The sequence below is a fragment of the Micromonospora sp. NPDC005291 genome, assembly GCF_040607415.1.
In the GTDB taxonomy this organism is placed as follows: domain Bacteria; phylum Actinomycetota; class Actinomycetes; order Mycobacteriales; family Micromonosporaceae; genus Micromonospora.
The window spans coordinates 92,156-110,574 of record NZ_JBEXGR010000006.1 but is presented as its reverse complement, the minus strand read 5'-3'; the positions used below and the strand labels follow the sequence as shown (position 1 = coordinate 110,574).

The 18,419-nt window shown below is 69.9% G+C and carries 16 protein-coding genes and 1 pseudogene; 10 read left to right on the top strand and 7 right to left on the bottom strand.

What is annotated here, in order from left to right:
* Positions 1 to 6: 6 nt before the first annotated feature.
* Positions 7 to 1,233 (bottom strand): hypothetical protein, encoded by a 1,227-nt coding sequence (locus tag ABZT18_RS11000; RefSeq protein WP_354994289.1) that lies wholly within the window; start codon positions 1,231 to 1,233, stop codon positions 7 to 9.
* A gap of 176 nt (positions 1,234 to 1,409) precedes the next feature.
* Here ABZT18_RS11000 and ABZT18_RS10995 point away from each other — a divergent pair, with 176 nt between their 5' ends.
* The gene (locus tag ABZT18_RS10995; protein ID WP_354994290.1) at positions 1,410 to 2,969 is read left to right on the top strand and encodes an NAD(P)/FAD-dependent oxidoreductase; all 1,560 of its coding nucleotides are present in this window, start codon (positions 1,410 to 1,412) and stop codon (positions 2,967 to 2,969) included.
* 277 nt (positions 2,970 to 3,246) lie between these two features.
* Here the strand turns inward: ABZT18_RS10995 and ABZT18_RS10990 are convergent, their stop codons facing one another.
* The gene (locus tag ABZT18_RS10990) at positions 3,247 to 3,744 is read right to left on the bottom strand and encodes a YcxB family protein (protein ID WP_354994291.1); all 498 of its coding nucleotides are present in this window, start codon (positions 3,742 to 3,744) and stop codon (positions 3,247 to 3,249) included.
* Between the two features lie 202 nt (positions 3,745 to 3,946).
* Between ABZT18_RS10990 and ABZT18_RS10985 the strand changes: the two genes are divergently transcribed.
* Together ABZT18_RS10985 and ABZT18_RS10980 are read left to right on the top strand one after the other, a co-directional pair.
* A complete protein-coding gene (locus ABZT18_RS10985) occupies positions 3,947 to 4,768 on the top strand; it encodes an NAD(P)-dependent oxidoreductase (protein WP_354994292.1) in 822 nt (273 codons plus the stop codon).
* 2 nt (positions 4,769 to 4,770) lie between these two features.
* Positions 4,771 to 5,940, top strand: coding sequence for a beta-eliminating lyase-related protein (locus ABZT18_RS10980; protein WP_354994293.1), 1,170 nt, complete (start codon positions 4,771 to 4,773; stop codon positions 5,938 to 5,940).
* 120 nt (positions 5,941 to 6,060) lie between these two features.
* On the opposite strand, the gene ABZT18_RS10975 is transcribed toward ABZT18_RS10980, so the two are convergent.
* Entirely contained in the window at positions 6,061 to 6,807 is a 747-nt protein-coding gene (locus ABZT18_RS10975; RefSeq protein WP_354994294.1) for a phosphotransferase, read from the bottom strand.
* Between the two features lie 302 nt (positions 6,808 to 7,109).
* Between ABZT18_RS10975 and ABZT18_RS10970 the strand changes: the two genes are divergently transcribed.
* The gene (locus ABZT18_RS10970; protein ID WP_354994295.1) at positions 7,110 to 7,700 is read left to right on the top strand and encodes a TIGR03086 family metal-binding protein; all 591 of its coding nucleotides are present in this window, start codon (positions 7,110 to 7,112) and stop codon (positions 7,698 to 7,700) included.
* Positions 7,701 to 7,710: 10 nt separating this feature from the next.
* Here ABZT18_RS10970 and ABZT18_RS10965 read toward each other — a convergent pair.
* Positions 7,711 to 7,973: pseudogene (locus ABZT18_RS10965) on the bottom strand (transposase); the annotation flags it as partial.
* Between the two features lie 346 nt (positions 7,974 to 8,319).
* On the opposite strand from ABZT18_RS10965, the gene ABZT18_RS10960 reads away from it, so the two are divergent.
* The 6 genes from ABZT18_RS10960 (at position 8,320) to ABZT18_RS10935 (ending at position 14,557) form a co-directional block, all read left to right on the top strand.
* Positions 8,320 to 9,330 (top strand): mechanosensitive ion channel domain-containing protein, encoded by a 1,011-nt coding sequence (locus ABZT18_RS10960; protein ID WP_354994296.1) that lies wholly within the window; start codon positions 8,320 to 8,322, stop codon positions 9,328 to 9,330.
* 241 nt (positions 9,331 to 9,571) lie between these two features.
* Entirely contained in the window at positions 9,572 to 9,700 is a 129-nt protein-coding gene (locus tag ABZT18_RS10955; protein WP_354994297.1) for a hypothetical protein, read from the top strand.
* Between the two features lie 114 nt (positions 9,701 to 9,814).
* Complete coding sequence (locus ABZT18_RS10950; protein WP_354994298.1) at positions 9,815 to 10,957, top strand: hypothetical protein; 1,143 nt, start codon at positions 9,815 to 9,817, stop codon at positions 10,955 to 10,957.
* Between the two features lie 223 nt (positions 10,958 to 11,180).
* On the top strand, positions 11,181 to 12,002 hold the full coding sequence (locus ABZT18_RS10945; RefSeq protein WP_354994299.1) for an aminoglycoside phosphotransferase family protein: 822 nt from the start codon (positions 11,181 to 11,183) through the stop codon (positions 12,000 to 12,002).
* A gap of 95 nt (positions 12,003 to 12,097) precedes the next feature.
* Positions 12,098 to 12,886: a GNAT family N-acetyltransferase gene (locus tag ABZT18_RS10940; protein ID WP_354994300.1), complete on the top strand. Its 789-nt coding sequence runs from the start codon at positions 12,098 to 12,100 to the stop codon at positions 12,884 to 12,886.
* Positions 12,887 to 13,612: 726 nt separating this feature from the next.
* Positions 13,613 to 14,557, top strand: coding sequence for an acyltransferase domain-containing protein (locus tag ABZT18_RS10935; RefSeq protein WP_354994301.1), 945 nt, complete (start codon positions 13,613 to 13,615; stop codon positions 14,555 to 14,557).
* Between the two features lie 36 nt (positions 14,558 to 14,593).
* On the opposite strand, the gene ABZT18_RS10930 is transcribed toward ABZT18_RS10935, so the two are convergent.
* From ABZT18_RS10930 to ABZT18_RS10920, 3 genes are all read right to left on the bottom strand, one after another.
* Entirely contained in the window at positions 14,594 to 16,510 is a 1,917-nt protein-coding gene (locus ABZT18_RS10930) for a hypothetical protein (RefSeq protein ID WP_354994302.1), read from the bottom strand.
* Between the two features lie 5 nt (positions 16,511 to 16,515).
* Complete coding sequence (locus ABZT18_RS10925) at positions 16,516 to 17,316, bottom strand: ABC transporter ATP-binding protein (protein WP_354994303.1); 801 nt, start codon at positions 17,314 to 17,316, stop codon at positions 16,516 to 16,518.
* Between the two features lie 211 nt (positions 17,317 to 17,527).
* Positions 17,528 to 18,325 carry a sugar phosphate isomerase/epimerase gene (locus ABZT18_RS10920; RefSeq protein WP_354994391.1) on the bottom strand — a complete coding sequence of 266 codons (798 nt, stop codon included), beginning with the start codon at positions 18,323 to 18,325 and terminating at the stop codon, positions 17,528 to 17,530.
* Positions 18,326 to 18,419 lie beyond the last annotated feature (94 nt).

The following is an 18,419-nucleotide window of genomic DNA, read 5'->3' as shown; positions in this document are numbered from 1 at the left end:
GCCCGATCAGATGATCATGTGGGTCCAGTAGCTGAGCCAGAGCACGAACAGCGCGCCCTGCACCACGGCGAGCCCCGCGGTCAGCCACACGTCGACGCTGGCGTGACGGGCCCAGCGGGCCAGCACCAGGGCCACCGGGAAGGCGGCGAGCAGGTAGCGCAGCAGGCTCTTGTACACCGCCGGGCCCATCGACAGGGGCACCAGCACCATGAGTACGCCGTAGACCAGGTAGGCCAGCTCCCGGCGGCGGAACCCGGCGACCAGCACCCCCAACACGGCCACGGCGAACCAGATCCGGGCGGCGTCGCGCGGCTCCCCGGCCAGCCCGTTCAACAGCACCGGCACCGGGTTCTGCACCTCGATCCCCCACCCGGTCTGCTGGGCGTGCTGGTAGGCGAACCAGTCCCCGCCGCGCCACCGGCAGAACGCCATGAAGGTGAACCACCCGGCGGGCAGCAGCAGCAACGGCCAGCCAATCCGCAGGTAGCCGAGCAGGGCGCGCGGGCCGAGTCGCCAGTCGTGCTGGCGGAGCAGCACCAGGGCCAGCGGCAGCGCGACGATCAGGCCGACGGAACGGCTCATCGCCAGGAAGTAGCCGAGCACGCCGACCAGCAGCCACTGGCGCCGCTCGGCGTGGTAGAACGCGGCCAACGCGAGGCAGACGAAGAGCGACTCGGTCAGCGCGGCCTGGAAGAGGAACGCGGTCGGCAGCAGCACCAGGTACCGGGTGAACCGGCGGGCCGCGTCCGCGTCGCCGAGCAGCAGCTCGGCCAACCGGTAGCCGTACCAGAGGGCCAGCAGGAACGCGACGTTGCTGATCAACAGCAGGGCCAGCGCGTTGTCGCCGCCGAGCAGCGCGCCGACCGGCCGGGCCAGGAACGGGTAGAGCAGGGGGAAACCGAAGTCCCTCCACGGCCCGGTCAGGGGCAGCTCGCTCAGCCGCAGGTAGAGCAGCGCGTCCCAGGCGAACCAGAAGGAGATCCACCGGTGCCCGGAAATCTCCCGCTGCTGCGCCCACATCAACGCCTCGTCCGGCGGCGGCGCCCCGGGAATGCCGTCCCAGGCGTGCAGGGCCAGCAGCCCGAGCAGGGTCAGCAGCAACTTCGCGCCGAGGAACAGGGCGATCACGTACGGCCAGGGCGCCGGCACCCGACGGGCCGTGCGTGCCCCGACGCGGCCGGCAGCGACCAACCGGGCGGCCAGCGCCGCCGCGACGCTTCGCCACCGGTGCATCCGCTCCGCTCCCCCGGTCCGCCGGCCCACCCGCCGTGCGCGGGGTGTCGCCCTTCCCGTTGTACGCCGCCGCGCGACCCGCCGAAGCGGAAACCACCACCACCGAGGGTGACATTCGGCGCAGAACGGGTACGCGCCGCGCCTCAACCATGACGGTGAGCAGGGAGCGCGGCAGCATGAGCGAGCAGCACGGCACGGTGGTCATCGGCGCGGGGCCGGCGGGGCTCACAGCGGCGTACGAGCTGCTCCGGCACGGCCGGTCGGTCCGGGTCTTCGAGGCCGACGAGGTGGTCGGTGGGATCAGCCGGACCGTGGAGCGCGACGGGTGGCGTTTCGACATCGGCGGGCACCGGTTCTTCACGAAGGTGCCCCGGGTGGAGGCGTTCTGGCACGAGATCCTGCCGGACGAGGACTTCCTGACCCGGCCCCGAATGAGCCGGATCTACTACCGGGGTGCGCTGTTCAACTACCCGCTGAGCGCGGTGAACGCGCTGCGCAACCTGGGGCTACCGGAGGCGGCCCGTTGCCTCGGGTCGTACGCCCGGGCCCGACTGCGCCCGCCACGAGACCAGTCGCACTTCGAGGGCTGGGTGTCGGCCCGCTTCGGCTGGCGGCTGTACTCGATCTTCTTCAAGACGTACACCGAGAAGGTCTGGGGGATGCCGGCGGACCGGTTGCAGGCGGACTGGGCCGCGCAGCGGATCAAGAACCTGTCGCTGGCCAAGGCGATCCGCAACGCGGTGCTACCCCGGCGGTACCGCACGGACGTGACCAGCCTGATCGAGCAGTTCCAGTACCCGAAGTACGGGCCGGGGATGATGTGGGAACGCTGCGCCGAGCAGGTGCGCGACCGGGGCGGGCAGGTGTCGACCGCCACCTGGGTCACCGCCGTGCACCGCGACCCGGCCCAACGGCGGGCGATCAGCGTGACGGTCAACGGCGCGGGCGGGCAGCGTACCGAATCAGCAGACCACGTGATCTCGTCCATGCCGATCTCGGAGCTGGTGGCCGCGCTGCGCCCGCCGCCGCCGCCGGAGGTGCTGGCCTGCGCCGCGGACCTGCGCTATCGCGACTTCCTGACGGTCGCCCTGGTGGTGCCGGCGGAGTTCTCGTTCCCGGACAACTGGATCTACGTGCACGACCAGGGGGTACGGGTGGGCCGGATCCAGAACTTCGGCTCCTGGTCGCCGTACCTCGTCAAGGACGGACGCACCTGCCTGGGCCTGGAGTACTTCGTCTTCGAGGACGACGAGATGTGGCGTACCCCCGATGCCGACCTGGTGGCGCTGGCCACCGCGGAGCTGGAGCGGTTGGGTCTGGCCCGGCCCGGCGTGGTGGAGGCCGGCTACGTCGTGCGGATGCCGAAGGCCTACCCGGTGTACGACGAGCGCTATCAGCACAACGTGGACGTGATCCGGGCCTGGCTGGCCGAGGCGGTGCCGAACGTGCACCCGGTGGGGCGCAACGGGATGCACCGCTACAACAACCAGGACCACTCGATGCTGACCGCGATGCTCACCGTCGAGAACATCGCCACCGGCAGCGCGCACGATGTCTGGTCGGTCAACGTGGAGCAGGACTACCACGAGCAGTCGTCCGGCGGCGACGGCCGGCGGGGCACGGGCCGGGACGCGCCGGTGCTGCCGAGCCGGATCACCACCGCACCAATCACCGCGCCTGAGGGCGTCGGTGCCGCTGGCGGCGGTGATCGGCCGGCGCAGGTGCCGCTGGGCTGACGGCCGTAAGGAAAACTGGCGGGCATGGCTGACCTGGGCGATGCGAGCTACCACTGGACGCGCCGGGACGGGTGCCGTGGTGGCGACCAGGTGCACAGGCGGTGACGCTGCATCACGCGCGAGCAGCACGAGTCGCTGACCGGATAGCCGTCCAGGTCCGCCGACACCGACGGAGAGGTCAGCATCCACTCACCGGCGAAGCCGCGAGCGGCAGGTTATGTACCCGGAGGCCGCGTACGTGGCCAGGATGTCGTTGGGGTGCCGGCGGCTGATGAGTTCACCGCAACTGGAGCAGCCCACGTTCGGCCATGAAGGCTCGCAACGTCTCCGCGTCCTCGGCGGACATCAAGCGGCGTGGGATCACGGTCGCCGGCATCCGGCCGACGTACACGATCCAGAACTCAGGGGTGTCCCGTACCTGGGCGACCCCGTCCCAGGCGATGCCGCCGGACTCCGAGCCGCTGCGCATCATGATGTTGTCATCGGTGATGTCGTAGGCGCCCTCGACCGCGTAGCGACTGGAGCGGCGCCGGGCGCGCAACCGCACCCACGGCCCATACAGCATCGACAGCAGACCACCCACGATCAGCGCCATCCACAGCGGTGAGATCTGCTCGCCCCACGCGAACCCCCGCGAGACGGCGAAACCGATCGCCCCGACCGCCGCCAGCGCCGCGCCGATGTAGCCGTACATACGCAGCCGGACGCTGCTGAGCACAGCGGCCACGCGGCCTGGGTAGGCGGGATCGGCGGGGATGTCAAAACGGATGTGCACGCCAGAACGATAGTGCCCACCCGCCGGGCTGCGGTTTTCCGCACCCCGGCGGGTGAGGTCGGCCTGCTGAGGTCGGTGGTTGACCTCATGGTCCGGGCCATGCTGACTTCATAGCGTCTTCGGCGGAAGGAGAGAGAGGTCCTCGATAACCGTGAGATTGGCGATGACCATCTTGTCGGTACATGCCGCCAGGATGTAGGCCATGAGTTCACGTCTGGGCACGGTCGTGGTCACGGGTGCTGCAGGTCGAATCGGTGCGGAAGTCTGCCGACACCTGCGCGATGAGGTTCGCCAACTCGTGCTGGTCGATCGGGTTCCATTGCATCCGCAGTCCCCGACAGATCGGGCGATTCAACTGGATCTGGCAGACCTGGACGCCGTAGTCGCCGCGCTGGAGGGAGCGGACGCCGTGGTGCACCTGGCCGGGCTCCCGGATGAGGCGCCCATGGCCGACCTGCTGGAGAGCAACGTGCTGGGCACGTACCACGTGCTGGAAGCTGCTCGCCGACAGAGGGTCGGACGAGTCGTCCTGGCCAGCAGCAACCGTGTCACCGGCTTCTACCCGGTCGGGCAGGTCGTCGCACCGGACGCACCGGCCCGGCCGGACGGGTTCTACGGGGTGAGCAAGGTCGCCGTCGAAGCACTCGGGCGCCTCTACGCCGACAAGTTTGGCCTGTCGGTGGTGTGCCTGCGAATCGGCAGCTTCGAGGACGAGCCGACCGAGGCCCGTTATCTGGCCACATGGTTGAGCCCGCGCGACGGCATAGGCTTCATCCGTGCGGCTATCACCGCACCCGGGGTGCACTTCGTGACCGCCTATGCCGTTTCCGCCAACACCCGCGCCTTCTGGGATACCGCCGCCGGGGCGCCGCTCGGCTATCTGCCGGTAGACGACGCGGAAAGTTATGCCGAACGTGTGCCCGGTTCGGAAGCCCCGATCGACGCCGCCGCCTTTCAAGGCGGCGCCTACACCACCGCCGAATACTCGCTGCGACACGTCGGGGCGTCCCCGCCACCCTCCTGAGAGTGGCGTTTCGGCGTTACCCGCTCAGGAGGGCCCTGGCCCCTATTGCGCTGACCTGCGACGATCCGCTGATGTCCCACAACACACGGCAGCGTCGGCTTGCCGCGCAGCGCGCCTGCGACCGAATCCTGTCCGGCATCCGGACCAGGAGCATGAGGGAGCAGCTCGCAGACATGGACGCAGGCGGCGATCTGGATGGTCAGCCCGACTTCTACGGCGACGGTCCGGTGACCACGCTGGAAGAACGTGTGGCAGACCTACTGGGCACCGAGGCCGCCGTCTTCTTCCCCACCGGCACGATGGCCCAGCAGGTCGCACTGCGCTATGGCGCCGACCACAGCGGGCACCCGACGGTCGCTCTTCACCCACTCGGCCACGTGGAGGCGGACGAACGGCATGCCTACGCCCACCTGAGCGGCCTGCGCAGCACCTGGCCGACCACCGCGCCCCGCAACCCCACGGCCGAGGAGGTCACCGCGCTCGCCGAACCCGTGAGCACCGTCGTCATCGAACTCCCGCTGCGAGACGCCGGCTTCGTCCTTCCGTCCTGGGGCGAACTCGCCGCCGTGTCCGCCGCAGCGCACACCATCGGTGCACGTGTCCACTTCGACGGCGCCCGAATTTGGGACTCCACCCCACACCTGGCGCACACTCTCAGCGATATCGCCGACCTCGCCGACAGCACGTACGTCTCGTTCTACAAGACGATCGGCGGTATCAGCGGTGCGGCGCTCGCGGGCACCGCACAGCTCGCCTCCTACGCCCGCATCTGGCGACACCGCTACGGCGGCGAGGTGTTTCAACAGTGGCCAGCCGCTCTGAGCGCCCTCGCCGGTCTCGACAGGGAACTGCCGCGAATCCCCGAGTATGTGCGCCATGCGCAGACAGTCGCCGCGGCACTCGCCACGCTTCCCGGCGCGCGGGTATATCCAGAACCTCCGCATACCCATCGATTCCGCCTGTGGCTGCCTCACCCAGCGCAAGCGCTCAACGACGCCGCGCTGGAACTCGCCGCGGATGAGAGGGTGTGGTTTGTCGCCGGCTGGCAGGACACAAACCTACCGGGCGTGGCCATGACCGAGATCACCGTCGCCACACCCGCTCTCGAGTGGACCACCGAGGACATCACCGAGGTCGGTGCACGCTTCCTCAGCCGCGCCCTCGACCGCTGACGTCAGAGCGGGCGCTCGCGCAACGTGTCGGCCGCTCACCGACCAGGTCATCCGCCGGCCGTCTCCAGCCGGTTACACGAACCCGCTGTCACAGCTCGTGACCGTCGGGTTCGTGCAGCCTCACATCCGGGATCTCAACACGTCGAACTCACAGCCGGGCAGGGACGGGTCGAAGCCGTGCTCGACCAGCCAGCGGGCCGCCACCAGGCTTCGCCACGACCACCACCCGCGGATCACGTCGAGGTCGACATCGGTGCCGTAGCCGGCGACCACATCGTCAAGGCGCTCCTCGTGTCCGAGCGTCAGGACGGCGAGGTCGTACAGGGCATCGCCCTGGGCCGCCTCGGACCAGTCGATCACACCGGTGATCTCGTCATCGTGGACGAACACGTGGGTGATCTGCAGGTCGCCGTGCATGAACACCGACTTCCACGGCCGCAGCGCAGCCTCAGCAACCTGGCGGTTGCGGGTGACCACGTCCGTGGGAAGGACACCATTCGTGACGAGCCACTCGCATTCGCCGTCGAGGCGCGATGCGATCTCGTCGAGGCGCCGACCGGGCCATGGCGGCAGGGGCGCGTCGTGCAGCGTCCGCGCGGCCGCACCCGCCGCTGCCCACGCCGCCGACGACGCGGGCGACGGCTCGCCGAGGCGGCCCAGTGCTATCCCGGGCAGGGCGGCGAGCGCGAGCACGGGTGGCTTGCGCCACAGGACCTGCGGAGTCGGGATCGGCGCCAGTGCCATCGCCTCGACCTCGACGTCGGTGCGCGACTGATCAGCGTCGATCTTCAGGAACACATCACCGACACGCAGGGTCGCCCGCTCGTCATGGGCGACGACGACCTCAACTTCTTCCACATCGGCCATTATCGCGGGATGATCATCGATGCCGCCCCGGGTTTATTGCGTGCGAATCGAATTGCGCTACCGCGTACAGGCAAGCGACCTGGCCGACTCCCGCACATTGGCATCTTCGGACACGAACGGCCGGCGCCGACAGGGCCTGTGGTGACAGGCGCTGCGACGTTGAGCCGGTCGCCAGCTGGGCGATCGAGCACCGTTGCCCGGCCTGTGGCGTGATCGGTCGCCATCAGCATGATCATTCGCAGGTGGACTGTCTTGTCGGTCCGAACATGTAGCGTCCAGAAGCATTCGCGAAGGAGGAAGAGATGACCAACAGCAACGGCACCTCGGATTTCGAGCCTGCGGTCCGCGCACTGGAGACGCTGCTACACGGGGTGACCGATGACCAGCTCACCTGTCCCACTCCGTGTGAGGGGTGGACCGTCGGCGATCTGCTCGACCACCTCATGGGGCTGACGGTCGCGTTCCGGATCGCTGCTGAGAAAGGATCCGACGCTGCGCCCGCTGGCCCGGGCAACCCCTCAGTTGCGAACCTCGACCCGAAGTGGCGCAGCCGACTGCCGGTGCAACTCGACGAGTTGGTTGCCGCATGGCGCAAGCCAGGCGCCTGGACGGGCCAGACCGCGGCTGGCGGGGTGGTGCTGCCGGCCGAGATCATGGGCATCGTCGCGCTCAACGAACTGGTCGTTCACGGATGGGATCTCGCCAGCGCGACAGGGCAGCCATACGACGTTGATAACCAGACCCTCGACACGATCCACCGCCTGGTGTCCCAACAGGCCAGCAGCGACGGCACCCCCGGCCTGTTCGGGCCGTCAATTGCCCTGCCCGCTGGTGCTCCCCTGCTCGACCGAGTCCTGGGACTCACCGGCCGCACCCACCGGTGGACGTCCTAGCAATCTTTCGAGCTCTCATCGCGTCGTAGTAGGCACGGGCGCCAGGTGAGCCACGCAGAGCGCAGAGGCCCATTGGTGCACGGCGTCGCTGAGGCGGTCGTTGTGGACTTGCCGCGCCAGCACGGTTCTCTTCGTGCCAGAGGCTCGGGTGATCGGTGAGGTGCCGGCGTAGTTCTTGCGCGCCTTGGCGTCGGCGTAACGCTTGGGGTCGTCGCCGAACTCGGCCAGCACCCGAGCACCGAGGACCACACCGAGGCCGGGCAGGCTGCCGTAGCGCGGGCGCCCGTAGGACGGCGCCGCCAGCTCCGCGTCGCGTTCCCGGCCACCCAGCGCTGAGGGGCGCGCAGCGCCTCGGGGGGCGGCACCCGGCCGCACGTTCCGGCACGCCTAGGAGCAGCTGACAGCGCTGCATGAGCGGTCCCGGCAGGTCGGCGACCGGCCATAGGGTCCCGATCACGCATCCTGCGTCGGCTCGCAGGAAGCCTGCGGGCAGGCCGACCGTCTCGCCTGGCATTCTCGATATCCGCCGCCGGCCACCGGATCTGATGGCACCCTGAACGTGCGGGTGCGGTCGCGAGCCCGGGAGAGGCGGCATCGGGATCACGGTGAACAGCTTCTGATGCGTACCGCGTTGATCGTGTTGGCTGCGCTGGCGGCGGCCGTGGTCGTGGACCTGGTCTCAGGCGTGCTGGTTCGCCGGGTTGCCCGTGGCCGCTACAAGTGGCTGCTGGAGCCGCTGCGGCTCGCCTGCCGCCGCCCGGCAGCCACGGTTCTGCTGGTCGGGGCGCTGTACTACGCGCTGCCGCCCGGACTGGCCGGGTGGCAGCGTTATCTGCGACACGCCATCCTGCTGGTCCTGATCGCCGTCGGTGCGTGGCTGGTGGTCAGGGCATTGCACGTCGCCGAAGCGGTCGCGTTCAGCCGACTGCCGAGTGATTTGGCCACGAGCCGGCGGGTCCGGCGGGCCCGGACCCAGATCCGTCCGGTTCGGCGGCTCACGGTGGCCGTTGTCACGGTCCTCGCGATCGGCCTGATCCTGATCACCTTCCGGCCGGTACGCCTCTTCGGCATCTCCATTCTGACCTCGGCCGGGGTGGTCGGCGCGGTGATCGGCCTCTCGGCCCGAACCGCGCTCGGTAACGCGTTCGCCGGCATCCAGGTCGCCTTCGCCGACGGGCTGCACGTCGGCGACGTGCTGGTGGTGGACGGCGAATGGGGCCGGGTCGAGGAGGTGAAGCTGACCAACGTGGTGATCCGGCTCTGGGACGAGCGGATACTCATCCTGCCGACCACGTACTTCACTGAGCGGCCGTTCCAGAACTGGACCCGGGACGAGTCGCGGGTGATCGGCAAGATCCAGATCCATGTCGACCACACCGCAGACCTGGACGACATGCGCCGGGAGGCACGCCGACTGGTCGAGTCCTCACCGCTGTGGGATCGAGACCGGTGGGTGCTCCAGATGGTCGACGTCACGACGCAGACCGTGGTCATCCAGGTGCAGGCCTCGGCCGCGGACGGCGCCAGCGCCTGGGACCTGCGCTGCGACCTGCGCGAGGGACTGATCCGCTACCTGCGCGACCAGCACCCCCAGTGGCTGCCCCGTACCCGCAGCCAGTACCAGCCCTGACCGGCGGGTCCGGCGTCATCGCGCGGGCGCGGATGAATGAGTCGGCGCCTACCGGGGACTAGCTGGACCAGGCGACAGGGACGGGGGCGGCCATGAGCGTCGACCGGGACTCCACCGAGGTGGGGGACGACTTCGTCCGGGTCGCCCGTACCGTCAACGCTCCCACCGGTCAGGTCTTCGAATACGTCATCGATGTCGACCTGAGCCACATCTTCTTAGAACCGAACACTCGCCGGCAATCGTGCGTCAGCAGCGTCACACCGACTGGAACACAGGCCTGCGCGGGACGAACGCCTCGGACGACGGCTCGACCACCGATGAAGAACTGCTCACGGTGGAGCCGCCGAACTCGTTCTCGTTCCGGCGATGAGCATCCTGAAGGACGACCTCGAGTGTTGACGACGTTGCCACGGATCGGCGCCGCGCCCGGGGGAACGGCCGGGCTGGCTCCGGGAGTGTGGTGACCGGGCGCGGGTGCGTCGTCGTGGGTGTCGTGGCCGCCCCCGGGGCCGCGGCCGACCTGGCGCGGGAGGCCGCCACGGAGCTCGCCGACCGGCTCCGCAACCGGGTCCCGGAGGTGGACTGGGCGGTACGCCTCCAGGTGGCACGGCTCATCGAAGGGCCGGCCGACCTCGGCCAGCTCATCGAGGCAACCCGGCACCGGATGCTTGCCGAGGGCTGGAGTTTGGTCCTCTGTGTGACGGACCTGCCGTTGCAGACCGCGCGGCGGCCCGTGGTCGCGCACGCCAGCACCACCCACGGCGTCGCGGTCCTTTCCATGCCCGCGCTCGGCCCCGTCGCCGTGGCCCGGCGGATGGCCGAGGCCGGGGACCGGCTCCTCGCGGCACTGCTTGGCGATGCCGACGCGGTCGGCGACCCGGTACGGGCCGGCTCGCGCCGCCGGCGCCTGGCCACCGGACGGCGGGCCCGGGACCTCGGCGCGCGTGTGAACCATCAGGCGTCCGGCATCGGCTTGCTGGCCGGGGTGATCGGCGGCAACGTGCGGCTGCTGCTCGGCATGCTCCGGGCGAACCGGCCGTGGCGGTTGGCCGTCCGGCTCTCCCGGCTGTTGGTCGGTGCCTTCGCGACCGCCGTCCTCGCCCTGGTGAGCGCCGATATTTGGCAGTTGTCGGCGGCCTTGGGCAACCTGCGGCTCGCGCTGCTCGCGGCCGGCTCCGTCCTGGCGGTGGTGCTGACCATGGTGCTCGGCGCGCGCCTCTGGGAGCGGGTTCCGCGCGACCCGGGTGCCCGGGAGCAGGTCGTTCTCTTCAACGTGGTCACCGTGCTCACCGTGGTGATCGGCGTCCTCGCGCTGTACGTGGCGCTCGCCGCGCTGACCATCATCGGGGCGGTCGCCCTCGTACCCTGGGACCTGCTCGCTGAATCCACCGGCCGACCGGCCGGAGTCGCCCACCAGGTCAAACTGGGCTGGCTGGCCAGCTCGCTGGCGACGGTCGGCGGCGCGCTCGGCGCCGGACTAGAGTCCGACTCGGCGGTACGGGAGGCGGCGTACCGCTATCAGCCCGACGCGAAGCTGACCGGCGGGGCCAGACCGGGACCGAGCGGCGAGTCCGGGTCAAGGCGCAGAGACAGGTCTGAGCCGGAGCCGAACCACGAGGCCGACTGACGGCCCCGGGTCGACGCTGTGATCAGGACCTGGTTGCGGCGTTGCCCTCGGCGGCGCGGATCCCCCGATCCAGATGCCGGGCCGCTACCGCCAAGCCTCGCCGCGCACCTTGCGCACTATCCGCAGCTGCGTCTTAACAATCCCGGTTCAGCGGCGACAGCCACTGACGTAGGGGGACCGAAATACGGCCGCTGCGCCGGGAACGCTGAGTTACGGTGCTCCGATGCAGGCGTACGAGGCCCAGCGGGCAACACGGGCAGCCATATCGAGCGCCTCATCGCTCGGCCTGACCGCCCACGACGCCGCCGTCCTGCACAACTCGAACAAGCTCACCCTGCGTCTGCAGCCCTGCGACGTGCTGGCCCGGGTGGCACCGGCGGCGCATCAGTGCGCCCAGTTTGAAGTGGATATCGCTCGGCAACTGTCCGAGGCCGGAAGCCCGGTGGCCGCACTGAAAGCACCCGAGGTCTTCGTCCGCGACGACTACGAGGTCACCCTGTGGACCTACTACGAACCGGTGACCACTCAAGCAATCCCACCCGCGGACTACGCCGCAGCGCTCGAACGCCTGCACGCCGGAATGCGCCGGGTCGACCTGCCCACCCCGCACTTCACGGACCGGGTTTCCGAGGCCCAGACGCTCGTGGCCGACCACGACCGGACGCCGAAGCTGGCCGACGCCGACCGGGTCTTTCTCGCCGGCACATTGGACCGCCTGCGCCGAACGGTCAGCGATAGCGGCCGACCCGAACAGCTCCTGCACGGCGAACCTCACCCGGGCAACCTGCTCTCCACCGCGACCGGCCCGCTCTTCATCGACTTCGAGACATGCTGCCGGGGGCCGATCGAGTTCGACCTAGCCCACGCACCCGACGAGGTCGGAGACCACTACCCAGGCGTCGATCACCACCTGCTCCAAAATTGCCGGACCCTCATACTGGCGATGATCACCACATGGCGCTGGGATCGCGACGACCAATTGCCCGACGGCCACCGACTCGGCACCGAGTGGCTGAGCGAACTCCGGAAGGCGACGGCTCGATAAATTGCCGTGCACCGTCATCGGCAGTTCAGTACGTCGGACCAGTGGTGTAGCCGGCCCCCGTGCGATAGGGGGTGCAGACGTCATGCTCCGCCGCGATGACTACGCGCAACGAACTTCTGGCCTTACACGACGAGCAGGTGCGGGGCACCATCGCCTCGCGACTACCGAACAGCTGGAAGCCGTCGTGGGATGGCCCCGTCCTACAGATCGCCACCGCCGCGCGAGGACTCGCCTTCGCCCAGAACCTCGATAGCCTCAGCGTCGAGGGGCTAGACGCGCTCATCGGTCGGGTGCGTGACCGTTCCGCGGCGCTCGGCCAGGCGGTCGAGTGGAAGACGTACGGTCACGACCGCCAGGATTTGACTGAGCGGCTACGGCTGGCCGGCTTCGCGCCGGAGGACCAGGAAACGGTAGTCATCGGTCTGGCAACCACGTTGACCGCCGCCGGCGAAGTCCCCGACTGCATCGCCATCCGCCCAACCACGGACCTGGCCGACCTGGACCGGATCGCGGCCATGGAATCCGAGGTCTGGGGCGTCGACTGGTCGTGGCTGGCCGACGACCTACGAGACCGCATCGAATCGGCCCCCGAGAACATCGTCGTGCTCGTCGCGGAGGCTGCGGACGAGGTCGTGTCGGCCGCCTGGCTGGTCATCATTCCCGGCACAGAGTTCGCCGCGCTGTGGGGTGGATCGACCCTTGCGCAATGGCGCCGGAAGGGCATCTACCGCGCGCTGGTGGCCCGCCGCGCACAGATCGCCGCCGACCGAGGCATCAAGTACCTCATGGTCGACGCATCCAAGGACAGCAAGCCCATTCTTCAACGACTCGGTCGGCACGCAGTCAGCACCACCACTCCGTGGGTATGGAGTCCGACCATCTGACCGAGATACCTACTCGATTCGGCAAAGCCGCGAGCGCTGGCTAAGTCCCGGAGGCCATGTAGGCGGTGGTGACGAAGGTGTGGCGCAGCACGGGGGGCATCCTCGGCATCCGGATCCCCGCCGCAGGGGCGAGGTGCTTGAGCCGACGGGTGGCGGCGTGCCGGCGTCACCGCCGGCGATGAACACCAGCCCACCCGGAGCGGCAGAAGAGTAAGTCTCTGGACTGCCCTGCAATCATGCGGAACATGCCGTATCTCATCGCCACCGAGCGCCTGGGGTGGCCTCGACGTCGGTGTTGGCATGCCCTCACGATGTTCCTGGGAGAGGTACAGACGCGGCTGCCCTACGCAGTCGAACCGGAAAGGCCGACAGCCACCTGCCACCTTCAGATACGCGACAACGACAACGCTCTGTGCGGCTATCCGTGCGAGCTCATGGTTCTTGTGCCCGGACAGCCTCCATGGCGTGAGCTCGCGCAATGGTTGCGTTGCGACGAATGCGAAGAAAGGGCCGGGCGGGGTTGACCCTCTCACAGGGGAGGGTCGAGGCTGTTGGAGGCGCCGGTGACGGGCTGCGTGTGCGGCGCGGGGTCCGTAGCCGTCGCTGTCGGCCGACCGCCCCCAGGCCACGAAACCGCTTACCGCCGACGGCGGCGCGGCCGACGGCGTACCGGCACTGCCACCGGCGAGCACCACGACGTCGGGCATCGCCGGTAGGGTCGTCCGCGTGAATCTGGACGACACCGCCGCCCGGCTCGGAGTCCCCGTCGAGGACGTCGACCGCGTCCACCGGCTCGCCGGCGACCGGCCGTCGGCTCCGCTGCCTGCCAAGGCCGACGCGCCCGCGATCCTCGACCGGCTCGCGGTGCGGCCCGACGACGCCGCCGAGATCATGGCGGGCTGGCCCGACCCCGACTCTCCGCTGTGGACGCCGGAGCTGCGCTGGCTGCTCGACCGCTCGATCGCCCTGGTCCGTGCCGATCTCGGGGGCCACGGCTGGCTGGTGCCCGGGCCCGAGCTGCCACGCGATCGGGGCCCGGCCTGGCGGCATCTCTACGTGTACGCGTACCTGGCCATGGTCGACGTCGTCACGGGATACCACCGCGACCACGGCATTGCCGATGCCGTGTCGTGGGCGACCCTCGCGGACCTGGGCCGCAACCTCGCGGTCGACCGGCGGATGCACCGCGAGGGCTGGCCGGTCATGCAGAGCTGGCTGACCCTGCACGCGCGCGGCGGCATCTACGAGCTGGGCCGTCTGCAGCACCAGCGTGGCGGCACCGCCATCGACCTGCACATCGCGGAGTCGGGGCCGATGACCCCGGAGGCGGTCACGGCGTCGCTCGACGAGGCCCGCGCGTTCTTCCCGCGCCACTTTCCCGACGAGCACTACACGGCGTTCGCCTGCGGCTCGTGGCTGCTCGACCCGCAGCTGCTGGAATACCTCCCCGAGGACTCCAACATCGTCCGGTTCCAGCGGAGGTTCGAGCTGGAGCCCTACGAGGAGCCGGAAGGGCTGGACGCCGACGTCGAGGTGCTGCGGTTCGTGTTCCGCACCCTGACCACGCCGCTCGACCAGCTGCCGCGCCGCACCGTGCTCCAGCGCGCGATCGTCGACCACCTGAAGGCCGGCCGAAACTGGCACATCCGCCGCGGCCGCTTCCCGATCTAGCATCGCCGAGGTCCGCCCCGCCCCGACCTTCACTCGTCAAGCGGATTCGAGTTCGTGCTGCTGTTCCGGGTCGCCACCCGGGGCTCCATCGCGCTCGCGGATCGCGCCGGCCTCGTGCTCGGCCCTGATCGTCTTGTTGCGGATGATGGGCAGGATGGCCTGGGCGTACAGGAAGGCACCGATAAGGACGCTGACGGCGGCGACCGGTAGCCCCCATTCGCGCGGCAGGTGCATCGCCAGGAACCAGGACTTCGTGTCGACGCCGGTGAGGATGAACACCAGCGGCAGCAGGCCCTGCGGAAACAGCAGGATCGAGCCGCCGACCCAGTGGAGGAGGCCGAGCGCCGCGTCCCGCCTGGACACCTCGATCTTGTCGCCGCCGGACGCCGCCGTCCGGCCCGCAGCCGCCGTCGGAGCAGCCGTCTTCCGGCCGGTACGCATGACGTACAGCATCTCCGCGCCCTTGGCGGTGAGCTGCCTACTCGCCATCGAGCCCAGCCACCCGGCGAGCGCGATGCCGGTCGCCAGGCTGATCGGTCCGCCGGCCCACAGCAGCAGAGGCAGGTCGAGCTGGTCGCCGAGGATCACGGCGGTGAGCGCCGGGGCGGGCGGGATCAGGCCGAACCAGAACAGCACATTGGACTGTCCGGTCGTATCGGCGCGTTCGAGCGGGTTGTCCGGGCGCTTGTGCGCGTCGGGACCGGGCACCATCGCGGCCACCGAGGCGTAGATGATCAGGCCCGCGCCGCCGCCGAGCAGCGCCGGCACGGTGGCGGCGACCCACGGCCAGGCCCAGGTGTAGCCGCTCCAGATGGTGAAGCCGATGCTGAGGGCGATCGAGATCGGGCCGAACACGGCCAGGTAGGCCCACTGTCGGCCGCGGACGTCGGCATGGTGGGTGCCCGTCATGATGGTCTGCCAGAGTGCCGTGCCGTCCTGGCTGTAGAGGTTGCAGGCCGAGGTGATGGCGAACAGGGCGACGGCCGGGCCGGCCCACGGCAGTAGCACCTTCTCGTCGAAGGTGAGTGGCAGCAGCACGGTGAGCAGCGCCCAGACGATCGGCACGGTGGCGGTGGTGGTCCGCAGCGGGTCACGCCACCAGGTACGCAGCTCCCTGCGGAAGACCGCGCCGGTCGGCCCGGCGAACAGGCCGCCGGTCGGCACGGGGGCGTGGCTGGTCCCGCGGACAGTGACCCGGGAGCGGCGTGGTGTGCCGAGGGTGGCCGCCCAGACCAGGAGAAGCAGGCCGATGAGTACGGCCAGACCGGCGAGCGCACCGAGGACCAGCAGCCAGTCGCCATTCTCGGCGGCCTCGACGGCGACCACGCCCCAGCTCGACGGGATCCCGCGCAGCGCGGTGGAGAACGTGGACGAGAAGCCGGTGGAGAGCACGTCCGAGTAGAAGACCGCCACGATGATCATCCAGCCGGACTGGGAAAGAACGATCATGGCGGCGAACAGCACGCCGGTGATCGCGGCGCCGATCCGGGAGGTGGCGACAAAACCGAAGAGGGCGTACGCGACGCGCGACAGCAGCACCACGAACACGAGTTCCCCGGCAGCGGCCGGTACGGCGATCAGGGCCGGCACCACGCCCAGGTGCGCCGCGTACGTGATCAGGCTGAGGAAGGCCAGGGCCGTGACCGCCGTGGTGATGCCGACGAAGGCGGCGCCGAGCAGCCCGACCGCGAGTTTCCGGCGCGGCATCGGCAGCAGCGCGAAGTGGTCGGCGCGCAGTACGGCCGAGCCGCCCCACAGCGGGCCGATCACCCAGCCCAGCATCCACGTCACCCAGACGCAGGCGAGCAGATCGCCCAGCACACCCGGCTTGGCGATGTCGACGAACGTGAGCCAGATCGTGGCGGCGGCGAACAGCAGCCCGAAGATGCCGCCGGCGACCATCCAGGCGGCCTTGCCGCCGGTCATGGAGTTCCGGATGATCGCGAGCTTCATCCGGATCAGGACGCCAACCACGACAGCCCTCTCACGGCGTGCTCGTCGCCACCGACCAGCCGGACGAACGCCCGCTCCAGCGTCTGCTCGCCGCGGACCTCGGCCAGCGGCCCGGCCGCGACGACCCGGCCATCGACCATGACGGCGACCGCGTCGCACAGCTGCTCGACCAGCGCCATGACGTGGCTGGACAGCACCACCGAGCCGCCCGACTCGACGAAGCGTACGAGGATCGCCTTGAGCGCGGCCGCGGACACCGGGTCGACCGCCTCGAACGGCTCGTCCAGCACCAGCAGTCGCGGCCCGTGCAGCAATGCGGTGGCCAGGCCGATCTTCTTGCGCATGCCGGTCGAGTAATCCACCACGAGGGTGGTCTCGGCGTCGTTGAGCTCCATCACGTCAAGCAGCTCCTGGGTGCGCTCGGCGAGCACGGCTGGCTCGATCCCGCGCAACTGCCCGATGAACGTGAGCAGCTCCCGGCCGGTGAGCCGTTCGGGCAGAGCCAGCCCGTCGGGCAGGACGCCCATCAGCGCCCGTCCCTGGACCGGGCCGTCCCAGACGTCCACGCCGAACACCTCGGAGCGGCCCTCGTCGGGACGCAGCAGGCCGACCGCCATGGACAGCAAGGTGGTCTTGCCGGCACCGTTCGGGCCGACCAGGCCGAAGAACGATCCCTGCGGCACGGTCAGCTCGACGTGGTCGACCGCGACGTTGGCGCCGAACGCCTTGTGCAGGCCGGTCAGCAGCAAGGCTGAGGCGCGACCACCCACCCCGGAGTGCCTCGCCACGTCGTCTTGCGCTTTCATGGGATCCCCCGTGACGTCTGATCTCTGCGGCCGGCATCAGTCTGCCCGAGATGATGCGCCAGCAGGCTGGACCTGAACGGACAAACAAGCACCAGGCGAGCACGGTACGCGGGGCAGCACCACGGTCAGCGTCCCGCCGTCGACCGAAGGCCGGCGCGGTGCCGATGCCCAGCCAGGCACCACCGCCGCCGGCCACCGCCGTTCGAGAGCCTCAGACGACGTGGCGCAGGTAGCCGGCAATCGCCGCGTCCAGCACCTCCGCGCCCGGACGCGCCCACACCTCGGCGGAGAAGACCTCCACCTCGATCGGGCCGACGTAACCAGCCGCGTCCACCGCCTCGCGCAGCCGACGCAGCTCGATGCAGCCGTCGCCGGGCAGCGCCCGGCCGAGCAGCACCCCCTCCGGCAGCGGAGTCACCCAGTCGCAGACCTGGAACGCGGCGATCCGGGAACCCGCCCGCTCGATCTGCGCGTACACCGTGTAGTCCCACCACACGTGGTACACGTCCACGACCACGCCGACCACCGTTGGGTCGAAATGCTCGGCGATGTCCAGCGCCTGGCCGAGGGTGACGATCACGCAGCGGTCGACAGCGAACATCGGGTGCAGCGGCTCGATGGCCAGCCGGACGCCGGCCGCCGCCGCGTGCGGGGCCAGCTCACCGATCGCGTCGGCGACCCGACGCCGGGCCCCGCCGATGTCCCGGCTGCCCTCCGGCAGCCCGCCAGACACCAGCACCAGCTCCGGAGCGCCGAGCGTGGCCGCCTCCTCGATGGCCCGCAGATTCTCCGCCCGCCAGTCGTCGGTGGAGAAGAAACCGCCCCGGCACAGCGAGGTGACGGCGAGGCCAGCGTCGCGGACCAGCTTCGCCGACCGCGCCAGCCCATGCTCCGCGACCGGCTCGCGCCACAACCCAATGCCCGGTACGCCGGCAGCCACACACCCGGCCACCACCTCGGGCAGCGGCCAGCGCTGAGCGGTCGCCTGGTTGAACGAGAACCGGGCCAGGTTTGCTGGATTGGCCTCCGATCGCGACTGCGGGGCTCGCAACACCGGCTCACTCCTCGCGCTCACTGAGCCGCCTCCGTTCGCGACTGCGGGG

Coding starts and splice junctions, on each gene's coding strand:
- ABZT18_RS10960 (WP_354994296.1), top strand. CDS start 8,320: ATGCGTACCGCGTTGATCGTGTTGGCTGCGCTGGCGGCGGCCGTGGTC.
- ABZT18_RS11000 (WP_354994289.1), bottom strand. CDS start 1,233: ATGCACCGGTGGCGAAGCGTCGCGGCGGCGCTGGCCGCCCGGTTGGTC.
- ABZT18_RS10970 (WP_354994295.1), top strand. CDS start 7,110: ATGACCAACAGCAACGGCACCTCGGATTTCGAGCCTGCGGTCCGCGCA.
- ABZT18_RS10945 (WP_354994299.1), top strand. CDS start 11,181: ATGCAGGCGTACGAGGCCCAGCGGGCAACACGGGCAGCCATATCGAGC.
- ABZT18_RS10985 (WP_354994292.1), top strand. CDS start 3,947: ATGAGTTCACGTCTGGGCACGGTCGTGGTCACGGGTGCTGCAGGTCGA.
- ABZT18_RS10930 (WP_354994302.1), bottom strand. CDS start 16,510: ATGAAGCTCGCGATCATCCGGAACTCCATGACCGGCGGCAAGGCCGCC.
- ABZT18_RS10940 (WP_354994300.1), top strand. CDS start 12,098: ATGACTACGCGCAACGAACTTCTGGCCTTACACGACGAGCAGGTGCGG.
- ABZT18_RS10995 (WP_354994290.1), top strand. CDS start 1,410: ATGAGCGAGCAGCACGGCACGGTGGTCATCGGCGCGGGGCCGGCGGGG.
- ABZT18_RS10925 (WP_354994303.1), bottom strand. CDS start 17,316: ATGAAAGCGCAAGACGACGTGGCGAGGCACTCCGGGGTGGGTGGTCGC.
- ABZT18_RS10975 (WP_354994294.1), bottom strand. CDS start 6,807: ATGGCCGATGTGGAAGAAGTTGAGGTCGTCGTCGCCCATGACGAGCGG.